Below are 22,176 nucleotides of genomic sequence, written 5' to 3' on the forward strand. Positions count from 1 at the left end.
TTACTTAAAACAGTTTGCGGGTTTTTATTTTAAAGTTGACTTTGATTTTAAGTTTACCTTCGGCGACCCTTCGGGGACGTTCGCCACGTGGCAGGGGTTGGCGCAAAAAACCGCCCCAACCCTTGCTAATAGCGTTTTTGGTTTTGCTAGCGTAAAGGGGTATCCAAAAAGATTTATAAAGACGATAAAGCCGTCTTTACAAATCTTTTCGGACTTCCTCCCCTTGACTTGTATTTAAATTACTTAAATTTAACTAAATATTATTTAAATAACCCATACCAGCAAAGATTATTACATATATTATAGATGCTAAGATAACAATACCCACCGATTTTAAAAAGGTACTAAATGCTTTTTTCATGCCGCCCACTTCGTAAGAACGGCCAACAAAAAAAGCTGTTATTACCCAAAAAATTGGAATGTATGCGTAATTCATCAATTGACCTTTCCGCCTTGATTTGACATGGCATTATCATTGTAACCGTCATACATCAGATTCTGCTGACTCTTGCCCCCCATTGTCAAGACTTGCGGAGTTTCGTGCTGTTCCGCTGGTGCTGCCGTTGCCGCCGTTTCGAGCTGTTTTGCCTTGTAGGGATTAAAGGGCAAGCCGTCTTTTATGTAGCTGATACAGGTTTTTTTGTCTATTTCTTTTATTTTTGTGCCTTGGTCTGTATAGCAATTACAGCCATTATCACTTTTAACGCACGCGGACGGCCAAGGCATGGTTTTAACGGCTTTATTCATGCCGTCATAGATTGGGGCTGTTTCGGGTCGGTTATCTATTCTTGGTTTGTAATCGTCTTCGCTTATGTATGGTTTCGGCTGTTCGGCTTGAATTGTTTGTGTTTCGTAACGCCCCGTTGCTGTTTCTTGCGGTGTCTGCGTCGTTGTCGGCGCGTTTTCTGCCGTTGTGACTGCTTCGGTTGTTTTGTCGGCGCTTGGTGCTTCGCCTTCGAATCTGCTCCAAAATCCGCTAAATGACCAAATTCCATAACCAATAAGACAAAGCACAAGAGGGAACATGATTAAAAGTTTGCTTTTTTTCGTCCTGATTTTGGTGTGCTCTTCGGCGGACTTGTATAGCCCATACACGCTTTTATCAAGCCTGTACACGCTGATTAATGCTTCCCTTATGTTTGCCCTGCTTTCAGGGTCTTTTGCGCCGCCTGTTGTCCATTCGAGCTTACGGCGCAGTCCTAGATTAGTCTTACTGAAATGTGTGTGATGTTCAATCAGGGAGCGGAGGTGTACGTCTATCAGGCGAGGATGCTGTGTAATAAGCAAAAAATCAAGACCACGGTGCCGGTGTGTTTCGAGTTCTGCGACGTAGTCTGGCACTTTCGAGCCACTTGGGCGCGGACGAAATATGCGTTGACATTCATCAACTACAATAATCGCGCCCGGAGGCGCCCACTTCGGCCACGTCTGAATACTTTCGCCTTCTGGTATTTCTTCATGTGGTATTTTCAGGTCAGGAATACCGTCTACATAAAGCGGACGATTCATAAAGTCTTTTTGCTTAGCAAGCATAGATACGACTTTCAGGGTTTTGCCCGAACCCGGCACACCTGTTAACAGATATAACATGTTTTCTTCCTATTTCGACTGAATGATGGTAGAAAGTTTTTTAAAGCCCTTTATCGTTGCTATGAATGTAAATGCGCCGAATATCCAGTTAAGCATAACGCCGAATCCAAGGATATAAATTATCTGTAATGCGTCTTGCGGAAATCCACCTATGTGATTTTGAACCTGCTGTACAAAATAGGATTGCAGGCTTTGAAAGCCTGTTACAGTGACAAAAGCTAGACCAATTGCGCTAAGGATACGGCCTGCAACAGACATTAAAGCGGCTGTTATTAAATTTGCCCAATTCATAAATCTTCCAACGCTCCATAAACAAACCATGCACAAGTAAGGATGGTCATCATAATCAGCACCGGCCGAAGTTTGGCAGCAAAATCACAAAGAGGCTGATAACTAAATTCAACGCGGCCAAATGCACCTAAATCGACGCTTTGGGGCTGCGGACAAACACCATCAGTCTGAAATATATTTTCAGGCCTAAAATTTAGGTCTATTGTCTGTTCAGGTAGTTTTATGTCTTCGTAGCTCGATTCGCCACTTGGCATACATTGCGCAGCATTTGGGTTTTGCTGACAAAAATTCTGCTGCTTATTCTCTTGGTTTTGATTTTGCTGCCCTGTCGGATTGTTCGGCTGATTCGGTGTATTCGGACTATTTGGCGTGTCCGGACTCTCCTGTCTGCTCGGTGTTGTCTTTTCGTGCTTATTCGGTGCTTCTGGACTGTTTGGCTTTAAATCAGGACGTGGCACATAATCAACGCCAACAGTGCCGTTTTGATTCATTTTGAATCTTGTTTGTTGAGGGGTGCTACTGCCTTCAGGGGTATAAGGCGCACTAAGTGCGGTATCAGGGCTGAATGTACTTTGCTCGGCAGATTGATTCACGACGCCAATTTTTGCCAGTTGGTTCATCAGTTCGTTATGGTTGGTTTGTTGGTTCTCAAGCATGCGCTTGAGAATGTCTAAAATTTCTTTTTGTGTCAGCATAAAATCTGATGGATTCACTTGACCAGTATTCTTAGCTGCATTAGGAATATCGGGACTGCCTGCTGGGTATGATCTAATCTCGAAATAGATTGAACTTTCTTTAGGAAGATTATTAATTTCTAAACTAATTTTAGACGGATTTTTTAAACCAGTAAAAAACGAATAATCTTTACTAGGATTATAGTTATGGTAAAAACCACCATTCGTTATAAAAGCTTTTGAAAATACATTATAATTAGGACTATTTGAATAAACCTTGTAACTTTTATATGTAATTGAACTTTCAGATTTGTAAATATTTGGTTGAAAAATCTTCTTAACAATTAAATCATAAGCATAAAGACCTTTTTCTTTAGCTTCTTCATCTCTTTTCTTTTCTTCTTTCTTCTGTTGGTCTTGTTGTTGCGCTTTTTGTGCTGCTTCTGCTGCTTTTCTTGCTGCTGCATTTGCTACTGCTTTTTGATAGTTGCCTTCGGCTTCTGCTTGACGTTGAGCTTGTTCTGCTTGTTTATAAATATTTTGATATTTACCCTCTAGATAACCGTCACCAAAACTACTACCTAAATCTACAATACCACTTATAGGGCCACCAAATAAACCATCAATAAATCGAGCTACGGACTGTAAAGCATTACTGGCAGCAGCTCCGTAATTGCCTTGCGCGATATTTCGACCGACTTCAGCGGCATAACTGGAGGCGGCATTAGATCCATTTGCAATGCCATTACCTATCATAATTATATTAGCTGCCTTTTGGAGCTTACCAAACTCAACTTTCTGATTCACAGTTGTATTCATCGTGCCAGTTTCGCCGTACTTTCCCGTAACGGTTACAGTCTTGTTTTGACTGCCGTTGTATGTTCCACCGTCTTTGTTTACGGTCGGTTTGCCGTTGTTTTGTACATCAACTTTCCAAATGCCTGTTTTAGGGTCGTATCCGCGCCGTTGCAAAGCTTGGTCACTTGGGAAGCCTGCGTTTTGATGTTGTGCCGGAGGCGGTAGGGCGACATCTGCCATTACTGGAGCAGCGAATACAGCAGCAGACAGAGCAAGGCATAAGGCAATAGGCCAATGATAAACATTGCTTCGGGGATCATTCTTCATTACTCTTTTCTCTCGTGGATAATATAAATTTGTAGATTAGGTTGACGACAAATACCGTGGCGACGATTGAAACGCACATCAGACCTATCTCTTTACCCAACTTCTGATATTCCATCGGGTCGCAATCGGGAAAGGTCAGTTTGACTTGCTGTTCGTTATACTGCCATGTAGAGCCATTAAAAACGGGGTGATGTAGCACCCCGTCTTTGTCTATTGTCGGCACTACACGGGTCATCACGTCGTTTGTCGCCGCTTCATGTGTGAAATGGCAAACACGACCGACTTGATAACCCATTGCTATTAACCGCCTTTGCGTACCGCTTTAATAATCAGGCCTACAACTACCATTGCAGCAGCAACACCGATTACAACCGCACCAATAGCGGTTACACCATCTTTTGCGCTTGCCAGCTCAGTTTTGGCAGCATTTACGAGGCCATTATCTTCTGCCAAAGCAGGGGCGGACATTGCGCCAACTGCAACGGTTGCTAAAGCGTATTTAGCTTTGTTTTTAAGAGCCATGATATTCATGAGTTTTCCTTTAAAAAATGTTTAAAAAAATGTGTTTGCGGGCTATGTGAAGGTTTTAGAGACCGCCCGCCGAGAGCCTCTTAAAATTAATCTTCTTTTGTATAAAAACTGAAAATTAAAAATTCTCCGCCGATTTCTTCAATCGCCGAACTGAAAGCATCTTCATAACTTTCATATTGGCCGGCAGATTTAATGTTGGGCGTAAAGCCAATATCGCCGAATGGATCAGGATAGATGAATTCATGATTTTCGAGTTCTTGAACAATAAATTTTTGCTGATACTTACTCATGATTCAGACTTTCTTAGGCTTTGGGCGTTGCGCCTTTAACTTTGAAATCAAGCAATCTTGGAATAAGACCTTTACCTGTTGATTCCATGGAGACGGTTACTTCAACCGCACAAGGGAATTTAAGATTTTTCAGCTTTTCAAAATTATGGCTATCGCCAAATTTCATGCTTGCAGCGGTAAAGCCCACGGCATTGCCGTTTGAAGGCATGGGGCTGGCTACTAAAACGGTGCATGAATCGATTTTGTTACCGTCGATTTCGCCTTTAAATTGTTTTGCGCCCAAAAAGGTTGCTGAATATGTGGTTACTTGGCTTTGCTCAAACATTTGAATTTCCTTTACTGTTTAAAAAATTTGAAATAATTTTTTCTTCGAGTTCGATGTCTTTAATGTGCTGTTTTTCCCTGTCTTGTGGGAATGCGGTTTCTTTCTCATCAAGCAAATCATCAAGTAATGTTTGCATGTTCAAATCATCAATTGCTTTTTGCTCTTCGTGTATATACTGGATCTTTTGTGTCTGATCTCTACAGTCGTATTGTTCAGGTTGTAAACCTTTGGGATAACCTTCAATGCCTTTTACAAGTTCATCGACAATTTTTGTATCATCCCAACCTATATCACGAAGGAAATTAACCATCTTTCCAACCTGATTACGCGCATGGAACAGTTTGTGATCGAAAGATAGATTCACTGTTTCTGTCTTGGCATCCATCCGCTTGGCTTCTGTTTTGAATATCCCTGTACATATCGGATAAGCACCGCCAAGATACGAACCGGGATAAAGCAAAACATCTAAGGGGATTTCTATATCGCCTGCCCTAAATTCAGTTTCAAACCTGACCCAAGGACTATTGACATCGCCAAATTGTTTTCCTTTCTCATAAACGCGGGTAAATTTAGAATTTCCGCGTTTACCTACATAAAAGGTTTTGCCGCTACCATCATCATTGCGCCATGCAGTACCGCGACATTCGCTTTTTGGCCTCATATTGTGAACGTCAAAATGACCGTTATCATGATCAAGTAATGCCTGATCGGGTGTGTATTCGCCTTTGAAAAAATCATGGGCGACATCAACACGGGTAATTTTTGGACGTATACACTTACTTAAAAACTCATACAGTCTGTTTTCCCAACCGGGTATGGCAGCCTGACAACCTGTACCATTCAATTCAACCAGCATTGTTTCTCGCTGACCGCCATAATGAACCTTTCCGTATTCGACGTTATCGGGTCCTAGTTGGTAACAGCTTTTGTAGAAAAACTTTCCTTTGAACGGTAGTTTTTGGGTAATGCCAAAACCTAAAATTTCTTCTAACAGCTCGCTATACTTCACAACAAATTCTGTATCTGATACCAATCCTTTACCTGTTACTTTCGGTAAACTGTCTTCGTGAATCGTGAAAGTGATTTGGTCAATAAATGCGCCGTCATCCCTTCCTCTTCTTAACGGTATTTCGATGAATTTGCCTTTTCCATCCGATACGAAATGGCTGAAATATTCGAATTCGAAGTCTTGGTTCTCCGATTTTTCAGCACCCTTCGGATTAGGGGTTTTATTTTGCTCCCCCCCTATTAGCCTAGGGGGGCAGCCTTCGGCGGTTGGCGCAGGATTGCCGTCCGCTAAAGCGGCCGCCATATCTGCGCCTACCGCCACGGCTTTATCTGCCAAGGCTTTCATGGTTGCATTCCTTATCCATCAGTTCTTTTACAAACAATCTGCCGCATTCATACGCTTCGTTTTCGGTTTTTTGTTTCAAAGTCGGATTGCGGATAGGAAAACAAACTGTTTTGATGCATTGGGATTCATCATTTATATCCTTGAAAACTTTGAGGATATATGCCTTTGGAAAAGATACTGGTTCGGGATTTACGGTATAGAAAATAAGCATGATTAAAGCCCCTTCACTGGCTTAGTTAAGGGGCTTTACAAGAATTAAGAATATGCGCCCCTGATGGAACGCAATATATAAGGCCGTCTGAACATTTTCAGACGGCCTTTACTAATATTAGCCTTTACTTATTCTTCTTCCGGCAAACGGTTGATTTTTACACGGGCAATCCGTTGTCCGTCCTTCTCAACCACTTCAAAACGCCAACCATGGTAATCGATGAAGTCGCCCACATCAGGAATACTTTGCAATTCTTCCATAATCAAGCCGGCAACGGTATGGAAGTCTGCGTCTTCTTCTTGAGCAGGCAGATTTAGCTGAGAAGCCAATTCCACATACTCCAATGCACCATCCACAGACAGCGTTTCATCCTGACTGGCCGGAGCAGCTTCTTCTTCCTCACGCTCGAATTCCTCAGGGAACTCACCGGCAATGGTTTCCAACAAATCTTTCATGGTCACCATACCCAACACCGCACCAAATTCATCCACCACCAACGCATAATCCGCGCTGCTTTGACGGAACAATTCAATCGCATTCAACGCCGTCGTACTATCCGGTAAAATCAACGGTTGGCGCAAGGCCGTCTGAATATTGATTTCTCCCGATTCAAGCAGCTGGTTCAGCAAATCTTTTTTACTGATATATCCCAAAGGCTCATCTACACCTGCCTTACCGACAACCAACAAACGGCTATACGGCGTATTTTTCAGCTGCGCATTTTGCTCTTCCCGACTTTGGGAAATATCCAATTTCTCGATTTCCCGACGCGGAATCATCACGCCCATAATCGGACGCTCCGCCAAAGTCAGCACGCTGCGAATCATGGATTTTTCGTTTTCTTCAAAATGCTCGTCATCGCCGCCATTATCGCCTGCTTTTGCCAAAATGCTTTCACGAATACCCATCATACCCAACACATTTTCAGCGGTACGCTTACGCCAAGAAGTGCTGATGTAGTCATTTTTGCGGGCATTCTTTTGCGAAACCTGATTAAACAGTTCGATCAAAATCGAGAAGCCGATCGCCGCATACAAATAGCCTTTCGGAATATGGAAATGGAAGGCTTCCGCAATCAGGCTGAAACCAATCATCAACAAGAAACCCAAACACAACATCACAACGGTCGGATGCTTATCCACAAAGGCAGTCAACGGTTTGCTGGCAGAAATCATCACCGTCATCGCCACAACAACCGCACCCATTGCCACCACAATATGATCCACCATCGCCACTGCCGTAATGACAGAATCGATAGAGAAAACAGCATCCAAAATCAAGATTTGCGCCACAACGCCCCAAAAAGCAGAATGCTTCTTCTGCCCTTCAGCAACAGTAAATTGATTGTGGCCTTCAAGGCGTTCATGCAGCTCGGTAGTCGCTTTATAAAGCAGGAAAATACCGCCGGCAAACATAATCATGTCTTTACCGGAAATCTCCAGACCGCCCAACTCAAACAAAGGACGCGTCAGCGTCATGATGTGCGCCATAAAGCCCAGCATGAAAATCCGAATAACTACGGCCAAACCCAAGCCCGTTATCCGCGCCTTATCACGTTGCGACGGCTTAACCTTGTTTGCCAAAATCGCTACGAAAACAAGGTTATCAATACCTAAAACAACTTCCAAAACCAGAAGCGTGGCAAAGCCTATCCAAGTATGCGGCTCTGCCAACCAACTGAAATCCATAATGATTGTGTTCCTTTAAAATACAAAAAAGCAGCCGTTCCGCTTAAAACGGACAGACTGCCAAAGTTCGGACATAAATAAAGGGAAAGAAGCGGTAAAACAACTACTCTGCTCTGCGTCTTTCATGAAAAATTTATGCCTCAGTCAAAAATAATGGCAAACAGTTTATCAGCTTGACGAAAGAAAGGCAAAGTCTGACAGCATATTTTCTTTTAAAAACAGCCTATACCATCACTTGCCAGCTTTCAGACGGCCTTTTCTACTTGATAAAACCATCAATCGGCGCATAACCCAAAAAATCTGCCTGCTCATTCAATATCACAACCCATTCTTTACTTCGCGCACTGGTAAATGGCAAGAAATACAATTCTTTCCCATCGTTTTCCAGCGAAGCCTGTTTAAAAATTGACTCCTCACTCATGCTATGGGCTTTTGCCAAGACAGACAACGGTTTCATTGCCTTACGAATTTTCTCACGTTCCTGCTGTGAATCCGGCAACCACCAAGAAGGCCTCATACTCGGTTCAATACCTTTCAAAGATAAATCAAGACTTTGGTTAGCCTCATCCGGACTTGTTGCTTCACGTAATCCAACACGACGCACGCCAAACAAAGATAAATCCTGCAAATCCTTCGGGGCATAGCTCAAATCATTTACATCAATTTCTGCAGCAGTTACCACATTCATCCTATCGGTTTCGAATGCGACAACCACTGGACGCGCCAAAGATACGCTGTACAAACCATAAATTAAAGCAGCCAGCTGAATCATGCCGATTAAGGAAAAATCAACAATCCTTTCTTTAAGTTTCTTGCTCGGACTGGCAAGAATCAAAGTCAGCAACGGGCCGCAAACAATATCTACTGAAATGACCAGTTTATATAAAGCCAATCCGCCTGTCAGCTCGGCATACGGATAAGGATACCAAACTCCAAATACCAACAAAGCGGCCAATCCTGCCAAAATCAGACTAATCAACAAATGCCATGCCGCATTTTTTAATGCGAACCGAAAGCGTGATGAAGAATGTAATGTATGTGAATTTTCCATAGATAACAATAAGATATTATTTTTCTATAAATATTATGTATAGCTTAAAAAATAAATGTGATATTTAAATATGCTGGTAGGCCGTCTGAAAATTGAAGCATTCAGTACAACCATCTCGCCACGCATTGTCAATATGTTAAAAATACTCAATAAATAGATAAAATAAAAACCACCATGTAACATGGCGGTTTTAAAATTTGGCTCCCCGACCTGGGCTCGAACCAGGGACCTGCGGATTAACAGTCCGTCGCTCTACCGACTGAGCTATCGGGGAATTAAAGATGAAATTATATAGAAAATATCAGAAGCCTGTCAAGCAACAATCTATATAAAAACAAAAATATTTTTATATCTTTTTAATTTATAAAACTTTTATAAGATTTCAGCAATTTGTTTGGCCGCACGTTTCGCATCCAACAAAATCAAGCCCAATTTACCGCTTTCTTTTGCCATCAATGCCAACACTGCATTTTCACCTGCTTGACTCAACAGAATATAGCCATTTTTACCTTTAACCATTACCTGATCCAACTCACCGCAAGCCAACTCATGTACGGAACGATTGCCCAATGCCAAAAGCGTTGCCGACATCGCACCTACACGGTCTGCATTCAGGTGGGAAGGCAACATGGTTGCGATCGGCAGGCCGTCTGTAGAAATAACTGCAGAAGCAGTGATATCAGCAGAGGTATTGTTCAAATCGCTTAATACAGAGATTAATAGTTGTTGCATAGTCGCTCCATTCTAAAATAAATATCGGTCAGGCAAGAATCAACGGCTGCCGTATCGGTGGTACAGCACTTTAACCAAAGTAACAAAAGCCTCTTTATTTAAGTCAGGCATCCCGCCAATTACCAAAATCAGCTTGGTCATGCCAATATACAGAGGGAAAAAGGTCAATTCACTTTGGCCTGAAGGATCACAAATACCCCATGCGCTATTATTGATATGCAGGTTATTGCGAATCAAAAGACGGTGATTGTCTTCCATTTTGGCCACTTCGCTCGCCAAAAGGCCCAACTCTTCCGCAGCCTCGTGATGGAAATTGGCATTGGCGAAATACAAACCGTTTTCATCAGCCAATAAAGCTTTGCCAGAATTGGACAACTGTTCCAACAATGTAGGCAATTGCTCGTCAGTCAAATGGATATCGTCTGTGCTGATTTCTTCATCACCATACAAAAATTCCAAGCGTTGGAGGCGGTACAGCAGGTTCAAAGCGGTATTGATGTCGCTGGTATCCGCCCATGCCAAGATTTTTTCGCTGCTGATGGTTTCAGACGGCTCTGCACGCAACAGACCATACAATAAAGTTCTGCTGGCACTGGGCGTATCACTTGAAACAGCATAATACGCACCCGCCGGTGTAATCTTAGGATATAAATTTGCTTGTAAAGAGAGTGTCGCTTCCATCTTATACCTCTAATCCGGGGTCAATTGAGAACAACATGGCAGTAACCAATTGTTTCACATCGTCTTCTCGACGCGCATCAATCTCAAAAACCGGTACATTAAAATTATTCTGTGCTAAATATTTTTGATAAACATCCACGCTTGGTAAGGATCGGATATCCATCTTCGTTACCCCTACAACCAGAGGTGCTTTTTTCAGCAACTCCCGGAATGCATCCAAGAAGAATTGCAAGTCTTTCAATGGATTGCTTCTTGTATTATCCAAAAGAAGCACCAAGCCCATACTGCCTTGGCTCAGAATTTCCCACATGAAATTAAAACGCTCCTGACCAGGCGTACCATAAAGGTGAACCTTGGTTTCCTCATCCAAATGAATGACACCGTAGTCCATCGCCACAGTCGTGTACCCCTTGCGGACAAGTGTCATATCGGATGCGGATGCATCGGTTTGAACCGGTAGTTCATCAGATAAAGCTGAAATTGCAGTGGTTTTACCTACGCCAACAGGACCGGTAAAGATAATTTTATTTTCTTTCATGACGTGTCCTTTACGATTTTCCCAGCAACTTACGCATCAAGCGTTGCAACAGGCCGCGAGGTTGTTCTTTCGACGGACCGGCAATTTTTTGAGCCTCTTTGCTCATTGCTGTTTCAGGTACGTCTTTGCTATTCACATCAATCTGTTCGTTCAACGAAGGCGTATTGTTCGCATCAGTTGCAAACTCTGTATCTGTCGCCAAAAAGCCTGTCATATATGTTGCCGATAAATAGTTCAAAATATCAGGCATTTCTAAAGGCATGACTTTATAGAGGATGTTCAGATTAACAGATGTTTTCGTCAGAAATGCCGACAAACGCATAGATTCCGGAACATGTGCCAAACGGGTTAAGTTTGGCCAACGCTTGAGTGTAAAGACAGTTTGTGGCGTCATCGGATAAATCAGACGGCCTGATGCAGTCCAAATAGCCATTTGCCACAAGCATGACATAATGGTGACTTTGGCTTTTTCTTTCCATTGAGGATTATCAGGGACAGCCTTACACACGACAGCCAAGTTATCGTTCTTACACAATTTCTCCAACTCATTGGCACTGACTGTCAACAGTACTCGCTGGATACTAGGAAACACGATTAATATCGGCTTGCCTTCATGCAAGACAGCAATATCTTGGTGTCCTTGACTGGCAAATTTCAGTGCGCCCAATAAGCCTTTATTTGGATTAAATCGGCGAATGGTTGCTTTTCTTGTGCCATCTGAATTTGATTGTCTTTTATTCTCTTCAGCCGCTTGTTGTTCAGACGGCTCAAAAACATTGCCGCCTTGAGCCAGGCTGCGCAAAACAGGAAACAAGGTATCGAATTTGACCGGCTTAGCCAAATAAGGAGTCGTTACTGTCGGCAACTCGGAAGAAAACATAGCCACAGGTACTTCCGGATAAGTTTTCTTCGACTCTTTCCAAGCTTCTACACCTGCCGGAGTATCGGTATCAACCAATACCAAATCCGGTTTTTCATCAGAACCAGGAGAAACGATGACGTAATTCGTCGTATTGTGCATTTTAAATGCCATACGGAATACCGCCTGCTGTTGCTCACCCATCTCCTGTAACATAACCCGTATGGTTTTAATTTTTGGTAAATGATTATTCATCACTCGTACTTTCTACGATTATCTTATTTTTTTGAATATTGGTTCATTCGTTGCAAGAGACGGCTCATTGCCAAGACAACCTCTTCAGGCAGGCTGACAACACGTTCACGCAACAAGCGCAGAAATTGTTCCAAACGTCCCCAATCTTCAACGCGTTCGTACAAATCAAACAAGATAATGTACAACTGCGATTCTTGAGGATACTGCAAAACAGCCTGCTCCAAAGTACCGATGGCCAAATCCAACTGACCGTAGGCCAACAAAGATTCCACTTCTTTCAAAGCTTCATCAGCAGGCGAAGAGCTGGCGCTGATAACCGAAGAGTCTTTTTGAACCAACTCACGATATTTGGCTTTCATCTGCAAAGAACTGGGCTGAATATAACCGCGCTTTAAGCCAATCTCTTTAATTTGCTGTTCAGACGGCCCTTTTTCCAAATCATCAAAAACTTCGTGATAACCAAGGCTATAACCCCAACCAAGCATACGTTCTTTTACTTGACGACCATATTGACCCAAAGAGTGGTAAAGCTTCCACAGATGCTTGGCAAACTGCCCTACTTCTTCATTCTGATAATCCAGACGCAAGGCATCGATAATGAGACCAGCAGGCTTCGCAGAAGTTTGGATTGCTTTGTTGTATTGATGCAAAGCAGTCTCGTAGCTGATCTTGTCTTTCAGGATTTTTGCACTACGCTCCGGTTTGGCAAAACCAATAACCGCACCCATCTCTTCAGGGCTGATTTCGCCAAAATCTTTCTTGCCTAATACGATAGGCGCACGTTTGCCCATGCCTGGAACGACAATGCGCTCAACCGAGTCGTTCTCAAAGGCAATATGCTCGTCGGAAGCAACTTCCAAACCGCTTTGTTCGCCAATTTGACGGTCCACTTCCTGCATATTCCAACCAAGATGATGCTCGGCAAAAACACGCAGGCGCAGGTTAGTAGAATCCAAAGCCAGACCGGCTTTCAGGTATTCGGCTACGCTGTCTTCAGAAAGGGAAGCACTATGACGCTCAAGCGTATCCGCCAGCATATCGATATTGCCGACACGCAGATTCAAACCGATTAATTCATGAACCAGTTTTTCCGGAGCGCCGTCTTCCAAAGTATTGAGATAACCGGACAAAGACTCCGCTGCTTTGCTCTCATAGCCAAACTGTTTATAAACCTGATATTCGGTCAACGGATCGACTTCTTGTGCGGAAACAGAAGCTGTTGCATCATTTGAGCCGCTTCCACCCCATTCCCAGTCTTGATTATCCGCATTGGAAACTGTCTGGTTGACTTTCTCAATCCAGTCGTTTCCATCCTCAGAGGAGGCTGTATGAGTAGCAGATGTACGGCCGCTTTTTGATGCATGTGCGCTTTGTTTGTCTGAATTGTTACTTTGTTTACGACGAACAAAAAACAACACCAGTAAAAAAAGCACCAGCAAAAAAATAATTAAAAGTTGATAGTTCAAGAACACCTCCCGGTCTTGTGCTGCAAACTGCATTTATTAACATCTGTTGCCTTACACGCAACTTCAACGTTATTAATTCCCCAAACGAATGATGATAACATGAATGCACTCATTTTTACATTAAAAACCCTACTCACATAAAGGACTTGATACCAATTTAGAACCTGTATTCACAAACAACTATTTGATAAATTTTAATATTTGTGAAATATACCCTAGTTTGACAAAATTTTCAGCAGATAAATTCGTCTGCTCAAAATCTTTTGCCAAACGTCGAGACCAACCCAACCATGCAAACGTTCGTTCTACAATCCAACGTTTGGGCAGAATATGCCAAGAAATATCTTGAATTTTCTTTGAAATCTCAACAGTTAAACCCAATTGCTCCGATACTTCGCGCTCAAATGTATTCCGATAACCTGCGTCTGCACAGAAACCTTTTAAACCCGGATAGGTCTCAAACGCTTTTTTTGCTACAAAAATACCTGCTTTTGTGTCATGAATATTGGCTGCATGAACCACAACAGACAATAGGTTACCCAACGTATCAACAGCTATATGTCGCTTACGGCCTTTGATTTTTTTACCTCCGTCAAAACCTTTATCATGTGCGCCGGAAGCTGTTTTGACACTTTGCGAATCAATAATGGCATAAGTCGGCATCGCTTGTTTTTGATGGATTAAACGTTTTTTTGAACCAATGCCAAAAGAATCCTATCCCATAAGCCTGATTGGTTGGCTCTGCGATAGAAACTCCATACGGTCGGATAAGGTGGAAAATCATTGGGCAGCATACGCCATTGGCAACCTGTTTTGGTAATGTACAAAACGGCATTCACTAATTTGCGTTTATCCCATTTGTAGTGGCGTAGCCGGTTAAAATGTGGCTCAATCGCTTGCCATTGGGCATCTGTTAAGTCTGTTGGGTAGGATTTCCTAGTCATAAAGATATTTTATCATTTTTGTGAATACAGGTTCTTACAACTCAAACACACCGATAGATTCAACATGTGAGGTTTGCGCAAACATATTCATGATTCCTGCCGCCTTAAACTTATAGCCCTTATCAACCAAGACACCGGCATCTCGTGCAAATGTTGATGGATTACACGAAACATACACTATCTTCTGAGGCAAAAACGGTTTGTGTAGCGATTTGACAACAGCATAAGCCCCGTTTCTCGGCGGATCCAGCAACATCTTGTCAAATTGCCCCCACGACTCAACAATCTTTTCATCGGTATCGAATAAGTCTGCGACAGAAAACGTTATATTCTCAGCACAACGATTCAGGCGTGCATTTTCCCTTGCCCTATCGACCAAATAATCGGCGCCTTCAATACCGACAACCGATGCGCCACTTTTTGCCAGCGGCAAACTGAAATTACCCAAACCGCAAAACAGATCGGCAATCCGTTCCCCTTTTTGAGGATTTAAAAGCCTAACAGCCCTTGCCACCATCACTTCGTTCAGCTGCGCATTAATCTGCGTAAAGTCACCGGGTTTGTAAGGCATTTCCACATCAAATTGAGCAAAAGTATAGTTCAGGGCAGGCGCGTTCTCAGGATAAAACGGCAAGGACTCGGCATGATCTTGCAGCCATATTTGCCATGCCTTTTCAGCACCCGACAATATCTTATCAAACCAATTACGCAATTCGCTTAATATTTGTCCAAACGGTTGATTTACGAAACGAATGTTGAGCACCGTCACATTTTTTCCGCAATAAAACTCAACAAATTTCACTTTTACACCGTCATCATGCAGCTTTTGCAGCAAATTACGGACATCAGGCAATCTATCGGACACATGTTTAGGCAAAATCTGGCAATGGCGGATATTGACGACATCATGGCTTTTTTTGGCCTGAAAACCGAGTTTCAGACGGCCTTGCTTATCCACCGAAACACTCAAACGTGCTCTATCGCGATAATACCAGGAGTAACCATATAAAGGGGATAAAATTATTCCCGGCTTGACCTTACCTATCCGTTCCAACTGCTCTTCCAAAATCCGTTGCTTTAACGCAACTTGTGCTCCGAAAGAAACATGTTGAAGTGAACAGCCGCCACATGTATCAAAATAGCAACATGCGGGCTCGACACGTTCGGAAGAAGCCTTCAAAACCTTTTCAACTTGAGCCTCGGCAAACTGCTTTTTCTCTTTATGTATGACAAACGTTACACGTTCTCCAGGCAGCGCACCGCCGATAAATACAGTCTTCCCATCGACTCTGGCAACACCCCTGCCCTCATAATCCAAAGAAAAAACTTCCGTCTCTTGATACTGTTCTTTCACACCCATACCGTTTCCGTCACTCAGCCGCTACCCGACCGTTTGACTGTCTTCCAATACCGAAAGCGCATATTTTCTCACAAAAACACAGAGTTTCAGGTATCATGCGCCAAAAACTTTCATTTCAAACCCTACAAAAAAAGACGACATGAAAAAAATACTGTTCGGCCTGACAGCCGCCCTTTTAACTTCAGCCGCTGCTGCAAACACGCTTATTCCAGACGTCTCCCCCGCCTCTTCCGGACAGCACGTCGTTATCAATATTACGCAACAGCGTTTGTTCCTCTACGACAACGGCAAACTGAGCAAAATTTATCCTGTTGCCGTCGGCAAAGCCATGACCCAAACCAATCTGGGCGAACATAAAATCGGCGCAAAAGCCTACAACCCGGTTTGGCATATCCCTAAATCCATCCAAAAAGAACGCAATGACGGCGTAAAAAGCGTACCTGCCGGCCCAAATAATCCGCTGGGCCCCGTATTTGTCCGTCTTGGCGACCCTAAATTAAGCCTTGGCATTCACGGCACCAATGCCCCTGCCAGCGTACCCGGCGTCCGCAGCCATGGTTGCGTGCGCATGAAATCGCCTGACGCATTGGAATTCGCCAAAACCATCGCAACAGGTTCTCCTGCCTCCGTTATCTACCAAATGGCAAGCCTGAACGAAGATGCCAACCAAAACTTGTGGCTGGCTGCCTATCGTGACCCATACGACAAGAAAAACCTTGATACGGCTGCCCTGAAAAAAAGCATTGCCGCCTGGGCAAAAGCGCACGGTAAAACCATTCCTGCCGCTCGTGTGGATGCAATCCTGAAAGGACGCACCGGTGCAGCAAACTGTCTGACCTGCGCCAAAGGCGTGAAACTCAAATCGCCTTTGAAATCTTTGGCATGGACCAGCGGCACGGATGCTTACAGCAAACCTAAAGTCATGCCGAAACCGGCTCCTGCTAAAGATATGGTATTGCCTCAAGGCACTGAAATCGAAGTCGATGCTACCGACGATACAAACAAGGCAGCATCCGAACCGAAACAAAGCGTTCGTCCGACTCCGGTGCAACCGGCAAAACCTGTTGCCAAACCGGCAACCACTCCGGCCGATACTCCTGCTTCTGCTCCTAAAGCCGCTTCCGAACCGGCTACTGCCCCTGCCTCTTCTCCAGTGAAAGATGCTCCGGCAAGCAGCGAACCGGTAGATTTGTTGTTCTAAGCAGAACAAAATACATAGCCAAAGGCCGTCTGAAATGAATTTTTCAGACGGCCTTATATATTGCGTTCCATCAGGGGCGCATATTCTTAATTCTTGTAAAGCCCCTTAACTAAGCCAGTGAAGGGGCTTTAATCATGCTTATTTTCTACACCGTAAATCCCGAACCAGTATCTTTTCCAAAGGCATATATCCTCAAAGTTTTCAAGGATATAAATGATGAATCTCAATGTGTCAAAACCCTTTGCTTTCCTATTTCCTATCCAGCTTTAAAACACAAGGCTGAAAACGCTGCAAACGAATGCGGAAGACTTTTAGTAAGGGAATTGATGAATAAGGAATATCGCCGTGAAATCTTGGGAAGATAAATCCGTGGCGGTGGTCGCGGATATGGCGGACGCGTCAGCGGACGGCAAGGCTGCGACAACCGCCGAAGGCTGCCCCCCTAGGCTAATAGGGGGGGAGCAAAATAAAACCCCTAATCCGAAGGGTGCGGAAAAATCGGAGAACCAAGACTTCGAATTCGAATATTTCAGCCATTTCGTATCGGATGGAAAAGGCAAATTCATCGAAATACCGTTAAGAAGAGGAAGGGATGACGGCGCATTTATTGACCAAATCACTTTCACGATTCACGAAGACAGTTTACCGAAAGTAACAGGTAAAGGATTGGTATCAGATACAGAATTTGTTGTGAAGTATAGCGAGCTGTTAGAAGAAATTTTAGGTTTTGGCATTACCCAAAAACTACCGTTCAAAGGAAAGTTTTTCTACAAAAGCTGTTACCAACTAGGACCCGATAACGTCGAATACGGAAAGGTTCATTATGGCGGTCAGCGAGAAACAATGCTGGTTGAATTGAATGGTACAGGTTGTCAGGCTGCCATACCCGGTTGGGAAAACAGACTGTATGAGTTTTTAAGTAAGTGTATACGTCCAAAAATTACCCGTGTTGATGTCGCCCATGATTTTTTCAAAGGCGAATACACACCCGATCAGGCATTACTTGATCATGATAACGGTCATTTTGACGTTCACAATATGAGGCCAAAAAGCGAATGTCGCGGTACTGCATGGCGCAATGATGATGGTAGCGGCAAAACCTTTTATGTAGGTAAACGCGGAAATTCTAAATTTACCCGCGTTTATGAGAAAGGAAAACAATTTGGCGATGTCAATAGTCCTTGGGTCAGGTTTGAAACTGAATTTAGGGCAGGCGATATAGAAATCCCCTTAGATGTTTTGCTTTATCCCGGTTCGTATCTTGGCGGTGCTTATCCGATATGTACAGGGATATTCAAAACAGAAGCCAAGCGGATGGATGCCAAGACAGAAACAGTGAATCTATCTTTCGATCACAAACTGTTCCATGCGCGTAATCAGGTTGGAAAGATGGTTAATTTCCTTCGTGATATAGGTTGGGATGATACAAAAATTGTCGATGAACTTGTAAAAGGCATTGAAGGTTATCCCAAAGGTTTACAACCTGAACAATACGACTGTAGAGATCAGACACAAAAGATCCAGTATATACACGAAGAGCAAAAAGCAATTGATGATTTGAACATGCAAACATTACTTGATGATTTGCTTGATGAGAAAGAAACCGCATTCCCACAAGACAGGGAAAAACAGCACATTAAAGACATCGAACTCGAAGAAAAAATTATTTCAAATTTTTTAAACAGTAAAGGAAATTCAAATGTTTGAGCAAAGCCAAGTAACCACATATTCAGCAACCTTTTTGGGCGCAAAACAATTTAAAGGCGAAATCGACGGTAACAAAATCGATTCATGCACCGTTTTAGTAGCCAGCCCCATGCCTTCAAACGGCAATGCCGTGGGCTTTACCGCTGCAAGCATGAAATTTGGCGATAGCCATAATTTTGAAAAGCTGAAAAATCTTAAATTCCCTTGTGCGGTTGAAGTAACCGTCTCCATGGAATCAACAGGTAAAGGTCTTATTCCAAGATTGCTTGATTTCAAAGTTAAAGGCGCAACGCCCAAAGCCTAAGAAAGTCTGAATCATGAGTAAGTATCAGCAAAAATTTATTGTTCAAGAACTCGAAAATCATGAATTCATCTATCCTGATCCATTCGGCGATATTGGCTTTACGCCCAACATTAAATCTGCCGGCCAATATGAAAGTTATGAAGATGCTTTCAGTTCGGCGATTGAAGAAATCGGCGGAGAATTTTTAATTTTCAGTTTTTATACAAAAGAAGATTAATTTTAAGAGGCTCTCGGCGGGCGGTCTCTAAAACCTTCACATAGCCCGCAAACACATTTTTTTAAACATTTCGTAAAGGAAAACATCATGAAGTTGATGAACTCTTGCCGTAAATACGGCGCAAAACTGGCCGTTGTTGCCGCTGCTCCTCTGGCTTTGGCTACACAAGCCTATGCCGCTTTGCCCGAAGCCGCAAAAACAGGTATTGAATCAGCGAAAGCCGACGGCCTTGAAGCCGGTTGGTTGGTAGTCGGTGTATTTGCTGCCCTGTTCGTGATTGCCATCGTGAAACGCTTGTTGCGATAAAAGGTAATTAAGATGTACTACCAAGTTGGGAATAAATGTCTTGAGCAAAGCCAAGCTGAAAACGTCTATTTCAGCTTGGTAGTACCTCAAATAACACAAGACGGCAAAATCATCAAACCTGAGTACAACGGCACATTATGGAAACTGAACGGACAGACGATTAAAGCTGATTTACCCAAATGCGACCCTGCCGATAATCTGAAAAGCGGTTTAGATACAGGATGGCTTTTATTCGGCGTGATGGCATCGGTTTATTTCGTATCCATTTTGAAAAGGGTACTTAAATGATGGATTACTATTTTTACTTGGGTCTTGTAGTACCTGTTTTGATAGGGGCAATTTTATTTAAGGATTGATACCCTATTCGGGTAATGGCAGAATCTAACTTTCAGCAACCATTACGAAAGTTAGTATTATGAAACCGTTTATTACAGAAGCCCAATTAGCACTCTTTAAATATCAAGCAGGCGGAAAATATTTTAATTGCCCAATGTCATATATAGCTCAGCAGGAGTTTGTAGAGTTTTCTAAAATTAATCGTTCTATTAAATTTAACATTATTGAATATTTCGATTTTCTTTATCATAGAAAACTTAATGAAGAGGTTTGGGAAATTGTTTTTGATGATGATTCTTCTCTTTTAATAAGGGAATTTTACAAAAATGACAAAAAATTCTTTGAGTTCAAAGTCGGTAATAGCGATCGTATCTATAATCTTAGTTCTATATTTTCCGATTGAATCATTTGCTGCTAGAAAAGTTTCTAAAATTCCGGGTACTGATTCAGTTAATTTGGTATGGGATAGCGATAAAGATTTAGTTAAAAACTTTAGGAGAGAAGGTAATAACTATGCTTTTAAATCAAATATTAGAACCATTTTAGAACATTCGCCAACTGGTGCAACGCGTGCTGGCGTACCTACAATTTTTGAAGCTTCAGTCTCCCGAAAAGCCGTACTATCAGGCGCATTTCGCCTTGTAAAAGCAGGTGCAAAACTTGCTTTAAAAGCTGCTCCATACGTTGGAGCTGCATCATATGCATATGATGCCTATCAACTCGTAAATCCTACATTAGAATCAGCAGGTTATCATTATTCTGCAAATGCCGATACATATCTTAAAGTTTATGATAATGCGCTTTGTTTAGGTAAATTTATGAGTCAACCCGGTTATTACTCCTGTGTTGGCGTAGATTCTTCCGTAATGCTTGCTCTTTCAAAGGGGGGAAAATCAGCAAAAGATGCTCAAACCCTCCTAACAATGCAAGTTCAATCCGACTATGAAAAAATTCATAAAGGTTTAATGGATCAATATTTCGGGGATGAATATGCTAGAACGTCTCCAAAATGTAGATGGAATGGCTGGGGGGTTAGTTGCCATATTCAAACCTTATCAATTGCATATGGTTTTATAAAAAATTACAGCGAAGAACTTACTCCCGATAAGTTTTTAGAAATTGCTACAAATACAATAGATTCAAATCCTACCCCTTTTGTTGAAGGAACTGGCAAACCTGAATATAAAGAAAATATCAAAGTTCCTGCCGGTACAGTCGTAACCATTGGCCCTGTAACCCCTGAAAACGGTAAGCCGGTGCAAATTACCATAACTTTCGGTCAAGATTCAAACGGCAATACAACGGCAAATGTTTCAACAACTCAACGACCTGATCTTGATCCAGGTAGCCCAGAAGCACCTAAATCTAAACCTGACGGTAATCCCGACAGTAATCCCGATGGAAAGCCCGATAAAAAACCTGACGGTAATCCCGATGATAAGCCTGATAAACGTCCAGATGATAAACCTGATCCGGATGATGATCCATCTGATAAAGATAAAAGAAAAGAAGATAAAAAAGATGATAAGAAAGAAGAATCAAAAGGCTTACTTTGTGATTTTTTTCCAGACATTTTAGCCTGTGACAAAATGGGCAAACCTGAAAAAGGTATGTTTGATGATATTAAAATTCCACAGGTAACTGATGAAAAAACGTGGGATAGTGACAATTTCTTGCCGCCAAATGGCGTTTGTCCTCAACCCAAAAGTTTCAACATTTGGGGAAGACCGGTACAAATAAGTTATGAACCGCTCTGCGTTTTCATGGAAAAAGTTCGTTTTGCCGTTCTACTTGGATTCATTATTATGTCTGCCTTTATCGTTTTCGGCTCTTTGAGAAAGGGATAATATGCCGCTGCTCGCCGGATTGATTCCTCTTTTAGGAATCCTGTTAAAAATGCTCATTGTCAGAATAATTATTGCTACTGGCATGACGTTTGTGACATATGCAGGCTATATGATTGCGCTAAACAAATTTAAGGATTACACCCTAAATGCCATAAATTCCATGTCGTCTGATATTCTTAATTTACTTTTAATCGGTGGTTTTGGCCAAGGTCTCGGTTATTTATTCGGTGCATTCAGTTTTTATATTGGAATGAATACATTAAGTAAATTAACTTTTGTTATGCCAAGGTAGC

The 22,176-nt window shown here is 42.5% G+C and carries 30 protein-coding genes and 1 tRNA gene; 10 read left to right on the forward strand and 21 right to left on the reverse strand.

Features of this window, described 5'->3' with window-relative positions:
* Positions 1-253 precede the first annotated feature (253 nt).
* From FAH67_RS07150 to rlmD, 21 genes are all read right to left on the reverse strand, one after another.
* Positions 254-436 carry a hypothetical protein gene (locus FAH67_RS07150; RefSeq protein ID WP_003681085.1) on the reverse strand — a complete coding sequence of 61 codons (183 nt, stop codon included), beginning with the start codon at positions 434-436 and terminating at the stop codon, positions 254-256.
* Positions 436-1,590 (reverse strand): zonular occludens toxin family protein, encoded by a 1,155-nt coding sequence (locus FAH67_RS07155; RefSeq protein WP_115287609.1) that lies wholly within the window; start codon positions 1,588-1,590, stop codon positions 436-438. Before FAH67_RS07155 ends, FAH67_RS07150 begins: the two co-directional genes overlap by 1 nt.
* A 9-nt stretch (positions 1,591-1,599) precedes the next feature.
* A complete protein-coding gene (locus FAH67_RS07160; protein ID WP_112890797.1) occupies positions 1,600-1,881 on the reverse strand; it encodes a DUF2523 domain-containing protein in 282 nt (93 codons plus the stop codon).
* Positions 1,878-3,680 carry a virulence factor TspB C-terminal domain-related protein gene (locus FAH67_RS07165; RefSeq protein WP_115287608.1) on the reverse strand — a complete coding sequence of 601 codons (1,803 nt, stop codon included), beginning with the start codon at positions 3,678-3,680 and terminating at the stop codon, positions 1,878-1,880. The genes FAH67_RS07160 and FAH67_RS07165 overlap by 4 nt, the downstream gene beginning before the upstream one ends.
* Complete coding sequence (locus FAH67_RS07170) at positions 3,670-3,975, reverse strand: hypothetical protein (RefSeq protein ID WP_003681111.1); 306 nt, start codon at positions 3,973-3,975, stop codon at positions 3,670-3,672. The genes FAH67_RS07165 and FAH67_RS07170 overlap by 11 nt, the downstream gene beginning before the upstream one ends.
* A 5-nt stretch (positions 3,976-3,980) precedes the next feature.
* The gene (locus tag FAH67_RS07175; RefSeq protein WP_172459141.1) at positions 3,981-4,211 is read right to left on the reverse strand and encodes a hypothetical protein; all 231 of its coding nucleotides are present in this window, start codon (positions 4,209-4,211) and stop codon (positions 3,981-3,983) included.
* Positions 4,212-4,297: 86 nt separating this feature from the next.
* Positions 4,298-4,501, reverse strand: coding sequence for a hypothetical protein (locus tag FAH67_RS07180; protein WP_049336678.1), 204 nt, complete (start codon positions 4,499-4,501; stop codon positions 4,298-4,300).
* 13 nt (positions 4,502-4,514) lie between these two features.
* Complete coding sequence (locus FAH67_RS07185) at positions 4,515-4,826, reverse strand: hypothetical protein (RefSeq protein ID WP_112890701.1); 312 nt, start codon at positions 4,824-4,826, stop codon at positions 4,515-4,517.
* Entirely contained in the window at positions 4,819-6,180 is a 1,362-nt protein-coding gene (locus tag FAH67_RS07190; protein ID WP_115287607.1) for a replication initiation factor domain-containing protein, read from the reverse strand. Before FAH67_RS07190 ends, FAH67_RS07185 begins: the two co-directional genes overlap by 8 nt.
* Positions 6,161-6,391 carry a hypothetical protein gene (locus FAH67_RS07195; protein WP_115287606.1) on the reverse strand — a complete coding sequence of 77 codons (231 nt, stop codon included), beginning with the start codon at positions 6,389-6,391 and terminating at the stop codon, positions 6,161-6,163. The genes FAH67_RS07190 and FAH67_RS07195 overlap by 20 nt, the downstream gene beginning before the upstream one ends.
* 128 nt (positions 6,392-6,519) lie before the next feature.
* Positions 6,520-8,079 carry a TerC family protein gene (locus FAH67_RS07200; protein WP_003679689.1) on the reverse strand — a complete coding sequence of 520 codons (1,560 nt, stop codon included), beginning with the start codon at positions 8,077-8,079 and terminating at the stop codon, positions 6,520-6,522.
* A gap of 259 nt (positions 8,080-8,338) precedes the next feature.
* Positions 8,339-9,130, reverse strand: a complete 792-nt coding sequence (locus FAH67_RS07205; protein WP_039863597.1) for a hypothetical protein — start codon at positions 9,128-9,130, stop codon at positions 8,339-8,341.
* A 198-nt stretch (positions 9,131-9,328) separates the two neighbouring features.
* Positions 9,329-9,404, reverse strand: a tRNA-Asn gene (locus FAH67_RS07210).
* Between the two features lie 98 nt (positions 9,405-9,502).
* Positions 9,503-9,862, reverse strand: a complete 360-nt coding sequence (locus FAH67_RS07215) for a roadblock/LC7 domain-containing protein (protein ID WP_003679682.1) — start codon at positions 9,860-9,862, stop codon at positions 9,503-9,505.
* Positions 9,863-9,901: 39 nt separating this feature from the next.
* Positions 9,902-10,543: a hypothetical protein gene (locus tag FAH67_RS07220; RefSeq protein WP_003679679.1), complete on the reverse strand. Its 642-nt coding sequence runs from the start codon at positions 10,541-10,543 to the stop codon at positions 9,902-9,904.
* 1 nt (position 10,544) lies between these two features.
* On the reverse strand, positions 10,545-11,081 hold the full coding sequence (locus tag FAH67_RS07225) for a GTP-binding protein (RefSeq protein WP_003679678.1): 537 nt from the start codon (positions 11,079-11,081) through the stop codon (positions 10,545-10,547).
* A gap of 10 nt (positions 11,082-11,091) precedes the next feature.
* Positions 11,092-12,195, reverse strand: coding sequence for a response regulator (locus FAH67_RS07230; protein WP_003679677.1), 1,104 nt, complete (start codon positions 12,193-12,195; stop codon positions 11,092-11,094).
* A 23-nt stretch (positions 12,196-12,218) separates the two neighbouring features.
* Positions 12,219-13,694 (reverse strand): 23S rRNA methyltransferase, encoded by a 1,476-nt coding sequence (locus tag FAH67_RS07235; protein ID WP_112890888.1) that lies wholly within the window; start codon positions 13,692-13,694, stop codon positions 12,219-12,221.
* A gap of 147 nt (positions 13,695-13,841) precedes the next feature.
* Complete coding sequence (locus FAH67_RS11835; protein ID WP_112890727.1) at positions 13,842-14,324, reverse strand: IS5 family transposase; 483 nt, start codon at positions 14,322-14,324, stop codon at positions 13,842-13,844.
* Positions 14,325-14,341: 17 nt separating this feature from the next.
* On the reverse strand, positions 14,342-14,605 hold the full coding sequence (locus FAH67_RS11840; protein WP_080566946.1) for a transposase: 264 nt from the start codon (positions 14,603-14,605) through the stop codon (positions 14,342-14,344).
* A 34-nt stretch (positions 14,606-14,639) separates the two neighbouring features.
* On the reverse strand, positions 14,640-15,965 hold the full coding sequence (gene rlmD, locus FAH67_RS07250) for a 23S rRNA (uracil(1939)-C(5))-methyltransferase RlmD (protein WP_003680833.1): 1,326 nt from the start codon (positions 15,963-15,965) through the stop codon (positions 14,640-14,642).
* A gap of 139 nt (positions 15,966-16,104) precedes the next feature.
* On the opposite strand from rlmD, the gene FAH67_RS07255 reads away from it, so the two are divergent.
* From FAH67_RS07255 to FAH67_RS07300, 10 genes are all read left to right on the forward strand, one after another.
* Positions 16,105-17,166 (forward strand): L,D-transpeptidase, encoded by a 1,062-nt coding sequence (locus FAH67_RS07255; RefSeq protein ID WP_003680834.1) that lies wholly within the window; start codon positions 16,105-16,107, stop codon positions 17,164-17,166.
* Positions 17,167-17,300: 134 nt separating this feature from the next.
* Entirely contained in the window at positions 17,301-17,531 is a 231-nt protein-coding gene (locus FAH67_RS07260) for a hypothetical protein (RefSeq protein WP_112890890.1), read from the forward strand.
* A 22-nt stretch (positions 17,532-17,553) separates the two neighbouring features.
* Positions 17,554-18,873, forward strand: a complete 1,320-nt coding sequence (locus FAH67_RS07265) for a replication initiation factor domain-containing protein (RefSeq protein WP_244284790.1) — start codon at positions 17,554-17,556, stop codon at positions 18,871-18,873.
* The gene (locus FAH67_RS07270; RefSeq protein ID WP_112890701.1) at positions 18,866-19,177 is read left to right on the forward strand and encodes a hypothetical protein; all 312 of its coding nucleotides are present in this window, start codon (positions 18,866-18,868) and stop codon (positions 19,175-19,177) included. Before FAH67_RS07265 ends, FAH67_RS07270 begins: the two co-directional genes overlap by 8 nt.
* 13 nt (positions 19,178-19,190) lie before the next feature.
* Positions 19,191-19,394: a hypothetical protein gene (locus FAH67_RS07275; protein WP_049336678.1), complete on the forward strand. Its 204-nt coding sequence runs from the start codon at positions 19,191-19,193 to the stop codon at positions 19,392-19,394.
* Positions 19,395-19,481: 87 nt separating this feature from the next.
* Complete coding sequence (locus FAH67_RS07280; protein WP_112890669.1) at positions 19,482-19,700, forward strand: major capsid protein; 219 nt, start codon at positions 19,482-19,484, stop codon at positions 19,698-19,700.
* 12 nt (positions 19,701-19,712) lie between these two features.
* On the forward strand, positions 19,713-19,988 hold the full coding sequence (locus tag FAH67_RS07285) for a hypothetical protein (RefSeq protein WP_003682796.1): 276 nt from the start codon (positions 19,713-19,715) through the stop codon (positions 19,986-19,988).
* Positions 19,989-20,115: 127 nt separating this feature from the next.
* The gene (locus FAH67_RS07290; RefSeq protein ID WP_112890670.1) at positions 20,116-20,439 is read left to right on the forward strand and encodes a DUF1132 family protein; all 324 of its coding nucleotides are present in this window, start codon (positions 20,116-20,118) and stop codon (positions 20,437-20,439) included.
* Complete coding sequence (locus tag FAH67_RS07295) at positions 20,363-21,883, forward strand: IgG-binding virulence factor TspB family protein (RefSeq protein ID WP_112890671.1); 1,521 nt, start codon at positions 20,363-20,365, stop codon at positions 21,881-21,883. Before FAH67_RS07290 ends, FAH67_RS07295 begins: the two co-directional genes overlap by 77 nt.
* 1 nt (position 21,884) lies before the next feature.
* Positions 21,885-22,175: a DUF2523 domain-containing protein gene (locus tag FAH67_RS07300; protein ID WP_003681097.1), complete on the forward strand. Its 291-nt coding sequence runs from the start codon at positions 21,885-21,887 to the stop codon at positions 22,173-22,175.
* Position 22,176: the final 1 nt, after the last annotated feature.

This window comes from Neisseria flavescens (assembly GCF_005221285.1).
In the GTDB taxonomy this organism is placed as follows: Bacteria; Pseudomonadota; Gammaproteobacteria; order Burkholderiales; family Neisseriaceae; genus Neisseria; species Neisseria flavescens.

Bases quoted from the DNA above. Each gene is read 5' to 3' on its own strand.
- FAH67_RS07220 (WP_003679679.1), bottom strand. From the start codon at position 10,543: ATGGAAGCGACACTCTCTTTACAAGCAAATTTATATCCTAAGATTACA.
- FAH67_RS07205 (WP_039863597.1), bottom strand. From the start codon at position 9,130: ATGGAAAATTCACATACATTACATTCTTCATCACGCTTTCGGTTCGCA.
- FAH67_RS07270 (WP_112890701.1), top strand. From the start codon at position 18,866: ATGTTTGAGCAAAGCCAAGTAACCACATATTCAGCAACCTTTTTGGGC.
- FAH67_RS07255 (WP_003680834.1), top strand. From the start codon at position 16,105: ATGAAAAAAATACTGTTCGGCCTGACAGCCGCCCTTTTAACTTCAGCC.
- FAH67_RS07280 (WP_112890669.1), top strand. From the start codon at position 19,482: ATGAAGTTGATGAACTCTTGCCGTAAATACGGCGCAAAACTGGCCGTT.
- FAH67_RS07185 (WP_112890701.1), bottom strand. From the start codon at position 4,826: ATGTTTGAGCAAAGCCAAGTAACCACATATTCAGCAACCTTTTTGGGC.
- FAH67_RS11840 (WP_080566946.1), bottom strand. From the start codon at position 14,605: ATGACTAGGAAATCCTACCCAACAGACTTAACAGATGCCCAATGGCAA.
- FAH67_RS07165 (WP_115287608.1), bottom strand. From the start codon at position 3,680: ATGAAGAATGATCCCCGAAGCAATGTTTATCATTGGCCTATTGCCTTA.
- FAH67_RS07175 (WP_172459141.1), bottom strand. From the start codon at position 4,211: ATGAATATCATGGCTCTTAAAAACAAAGCTAAATACGCTTTAGCAACC.
- FAH67_RS07285 (WP_003682796.1), top strand. From the start codon at position 19,713: ATGTACTACCAAGTTGGGAATAAATGTCTTGAGCAAAGCCAAGCTGAA.
- FAH67_RS07260 (WP_112890890.1), top strand. From the start codon at position 17,301: ATGCTTATTTTCTACACCGTAAATCCCGAACCAGTATCTTTTCCAAAG.
- FAH67_RS07155 (WP_115287609.1), bottom strand. From the start codon at position 1,590: ATGTTATATCTGTTAACAGGTGTGCCGGGTTCGGGCAAAACCCTGAAA.
- FAH67_RS07235 (WP_112890888.1), bottom strand. From the start codon at position 13,694: ATGCAGTTTGCAGCACAAGACCGGGAGGTGTTCTTGAACTATCAACTT.
- FAH67_RS07195 (WP_115287606.1), bottom strand. From the start codon at position 6,391: ATGCTTATTTTCTATACCGTAAATCCCGAACCAGTATCTTTTCCAAAG.
- FAH67_RS07300 (WP_003681097.1), top strand. From the start codon at position 21,885: ATGCCGCTGCTCGCCGGATTGATTCCTCTTTTAGGAATCCTGTTAAAA.
- FAH67_RS07295 (WP_112890671.1), top strand. From the start codon at position 20,363: ATGACAAAAAATTCTTTGAGTTCAAAGTCGGTAATAGCGATCGTATCT.
- FAH67_RS07215 (WP_003679682.1), bottom strand. From the start codon at position 9,862: ATGCAACAACTATTAATCTCTGTATTAAGCGATTTGAACAATACCTCT.
- FAH67_RS07265 (WP_244284790.1), top strand. From the start codon at position 17,554: ATGGCGGACGCGTCAGCGGACGGCAAGGCTGCGACAACCGCCGAAGGC.
- FAH67_RS07170 (WP_003681111.1), bottom strand. From the start codon at position 3,975: ATGGGTTATCAAGTCGGTCGTGTTTGCCATTTCACACATGAAGCGGCG.
- FAH67_RS11835 (WP_112890727.1), bottom strand. From the start codon at position 14,324: ATGCCGACTTATGCCATTATTGATTCGCAAAGTGTCAAAACAGCTTCC.
- FAH67_RS07275 (WP_049336678.1), top strand. From the start codon at position 19,191: ATGAGTAAGTATCAGCAAAAATTTATTGTTCAAGAACTCGAAAATCAT.
- FAH67_RS07290 (WP_112890670.1), top strand. From the start codon at position 20,116: ATGAAACCGTTTATTACAGAAGCCCAATTAGCACTCTTTAAATATCAA.
- FAH67_RS07190 (WP_115287607.1), bottom strand. From the start codon at position 6,180: ATGAAAGCCTTGGCAGATAAAGCCGTGGCGGTAGGCGCAGATATGGCG.
- rlmD (WP_003680833.1), bottom strand. From the start codon at position 15,965: ATGGGTGTGAAAGAACAGTATCAAGAGACGGAAGTTTTTTCTTTGGAT.
- FAH67_RS07200 (WP_003679689.1), bottom strand. From the start codon at position 8,079: ATGGATTTCAGTTGGTTGGCAGAGCCGCATACTTGGATAGGCTTTGCC.
- FAH67_RS07150 (WP_003681085.1), bottom strand. From the start codon at position 436: ATGAATTACGCATACATTCCAATTTTTTGGGTAATAACAGCTTTTTTT.
- FAH67_RS07160 (WP_112890797.1), bottom strand. From the start codon at position 1,881: ATGAATTGGGCAAATTTAATAACAGCCGCTTTAATGTCTGTTGCAGGC.
- FAH67_RS07180 (WP_049336678.1), bottom strand. From the start codon at position 4,501: ATGAGTAAGTATCAGCAAAAATTTATTGTTCAAGAACTCGAAAATCAT.
- FAH67_RS07225 (WP_003679678.1), bottom strand. From the start codon at position 11,081: ATGAAAGAAAATAAAATTATCTTTACCGGTCCTGTTGGCGTAGGTAAA.
- FAH67_RS07230 (WP_003679677.1), bottom strand. From the start codon at position 12,195: ATGAATAATCATTTACCAAAAATTAAAACCATACGGGTTATGTTACAG.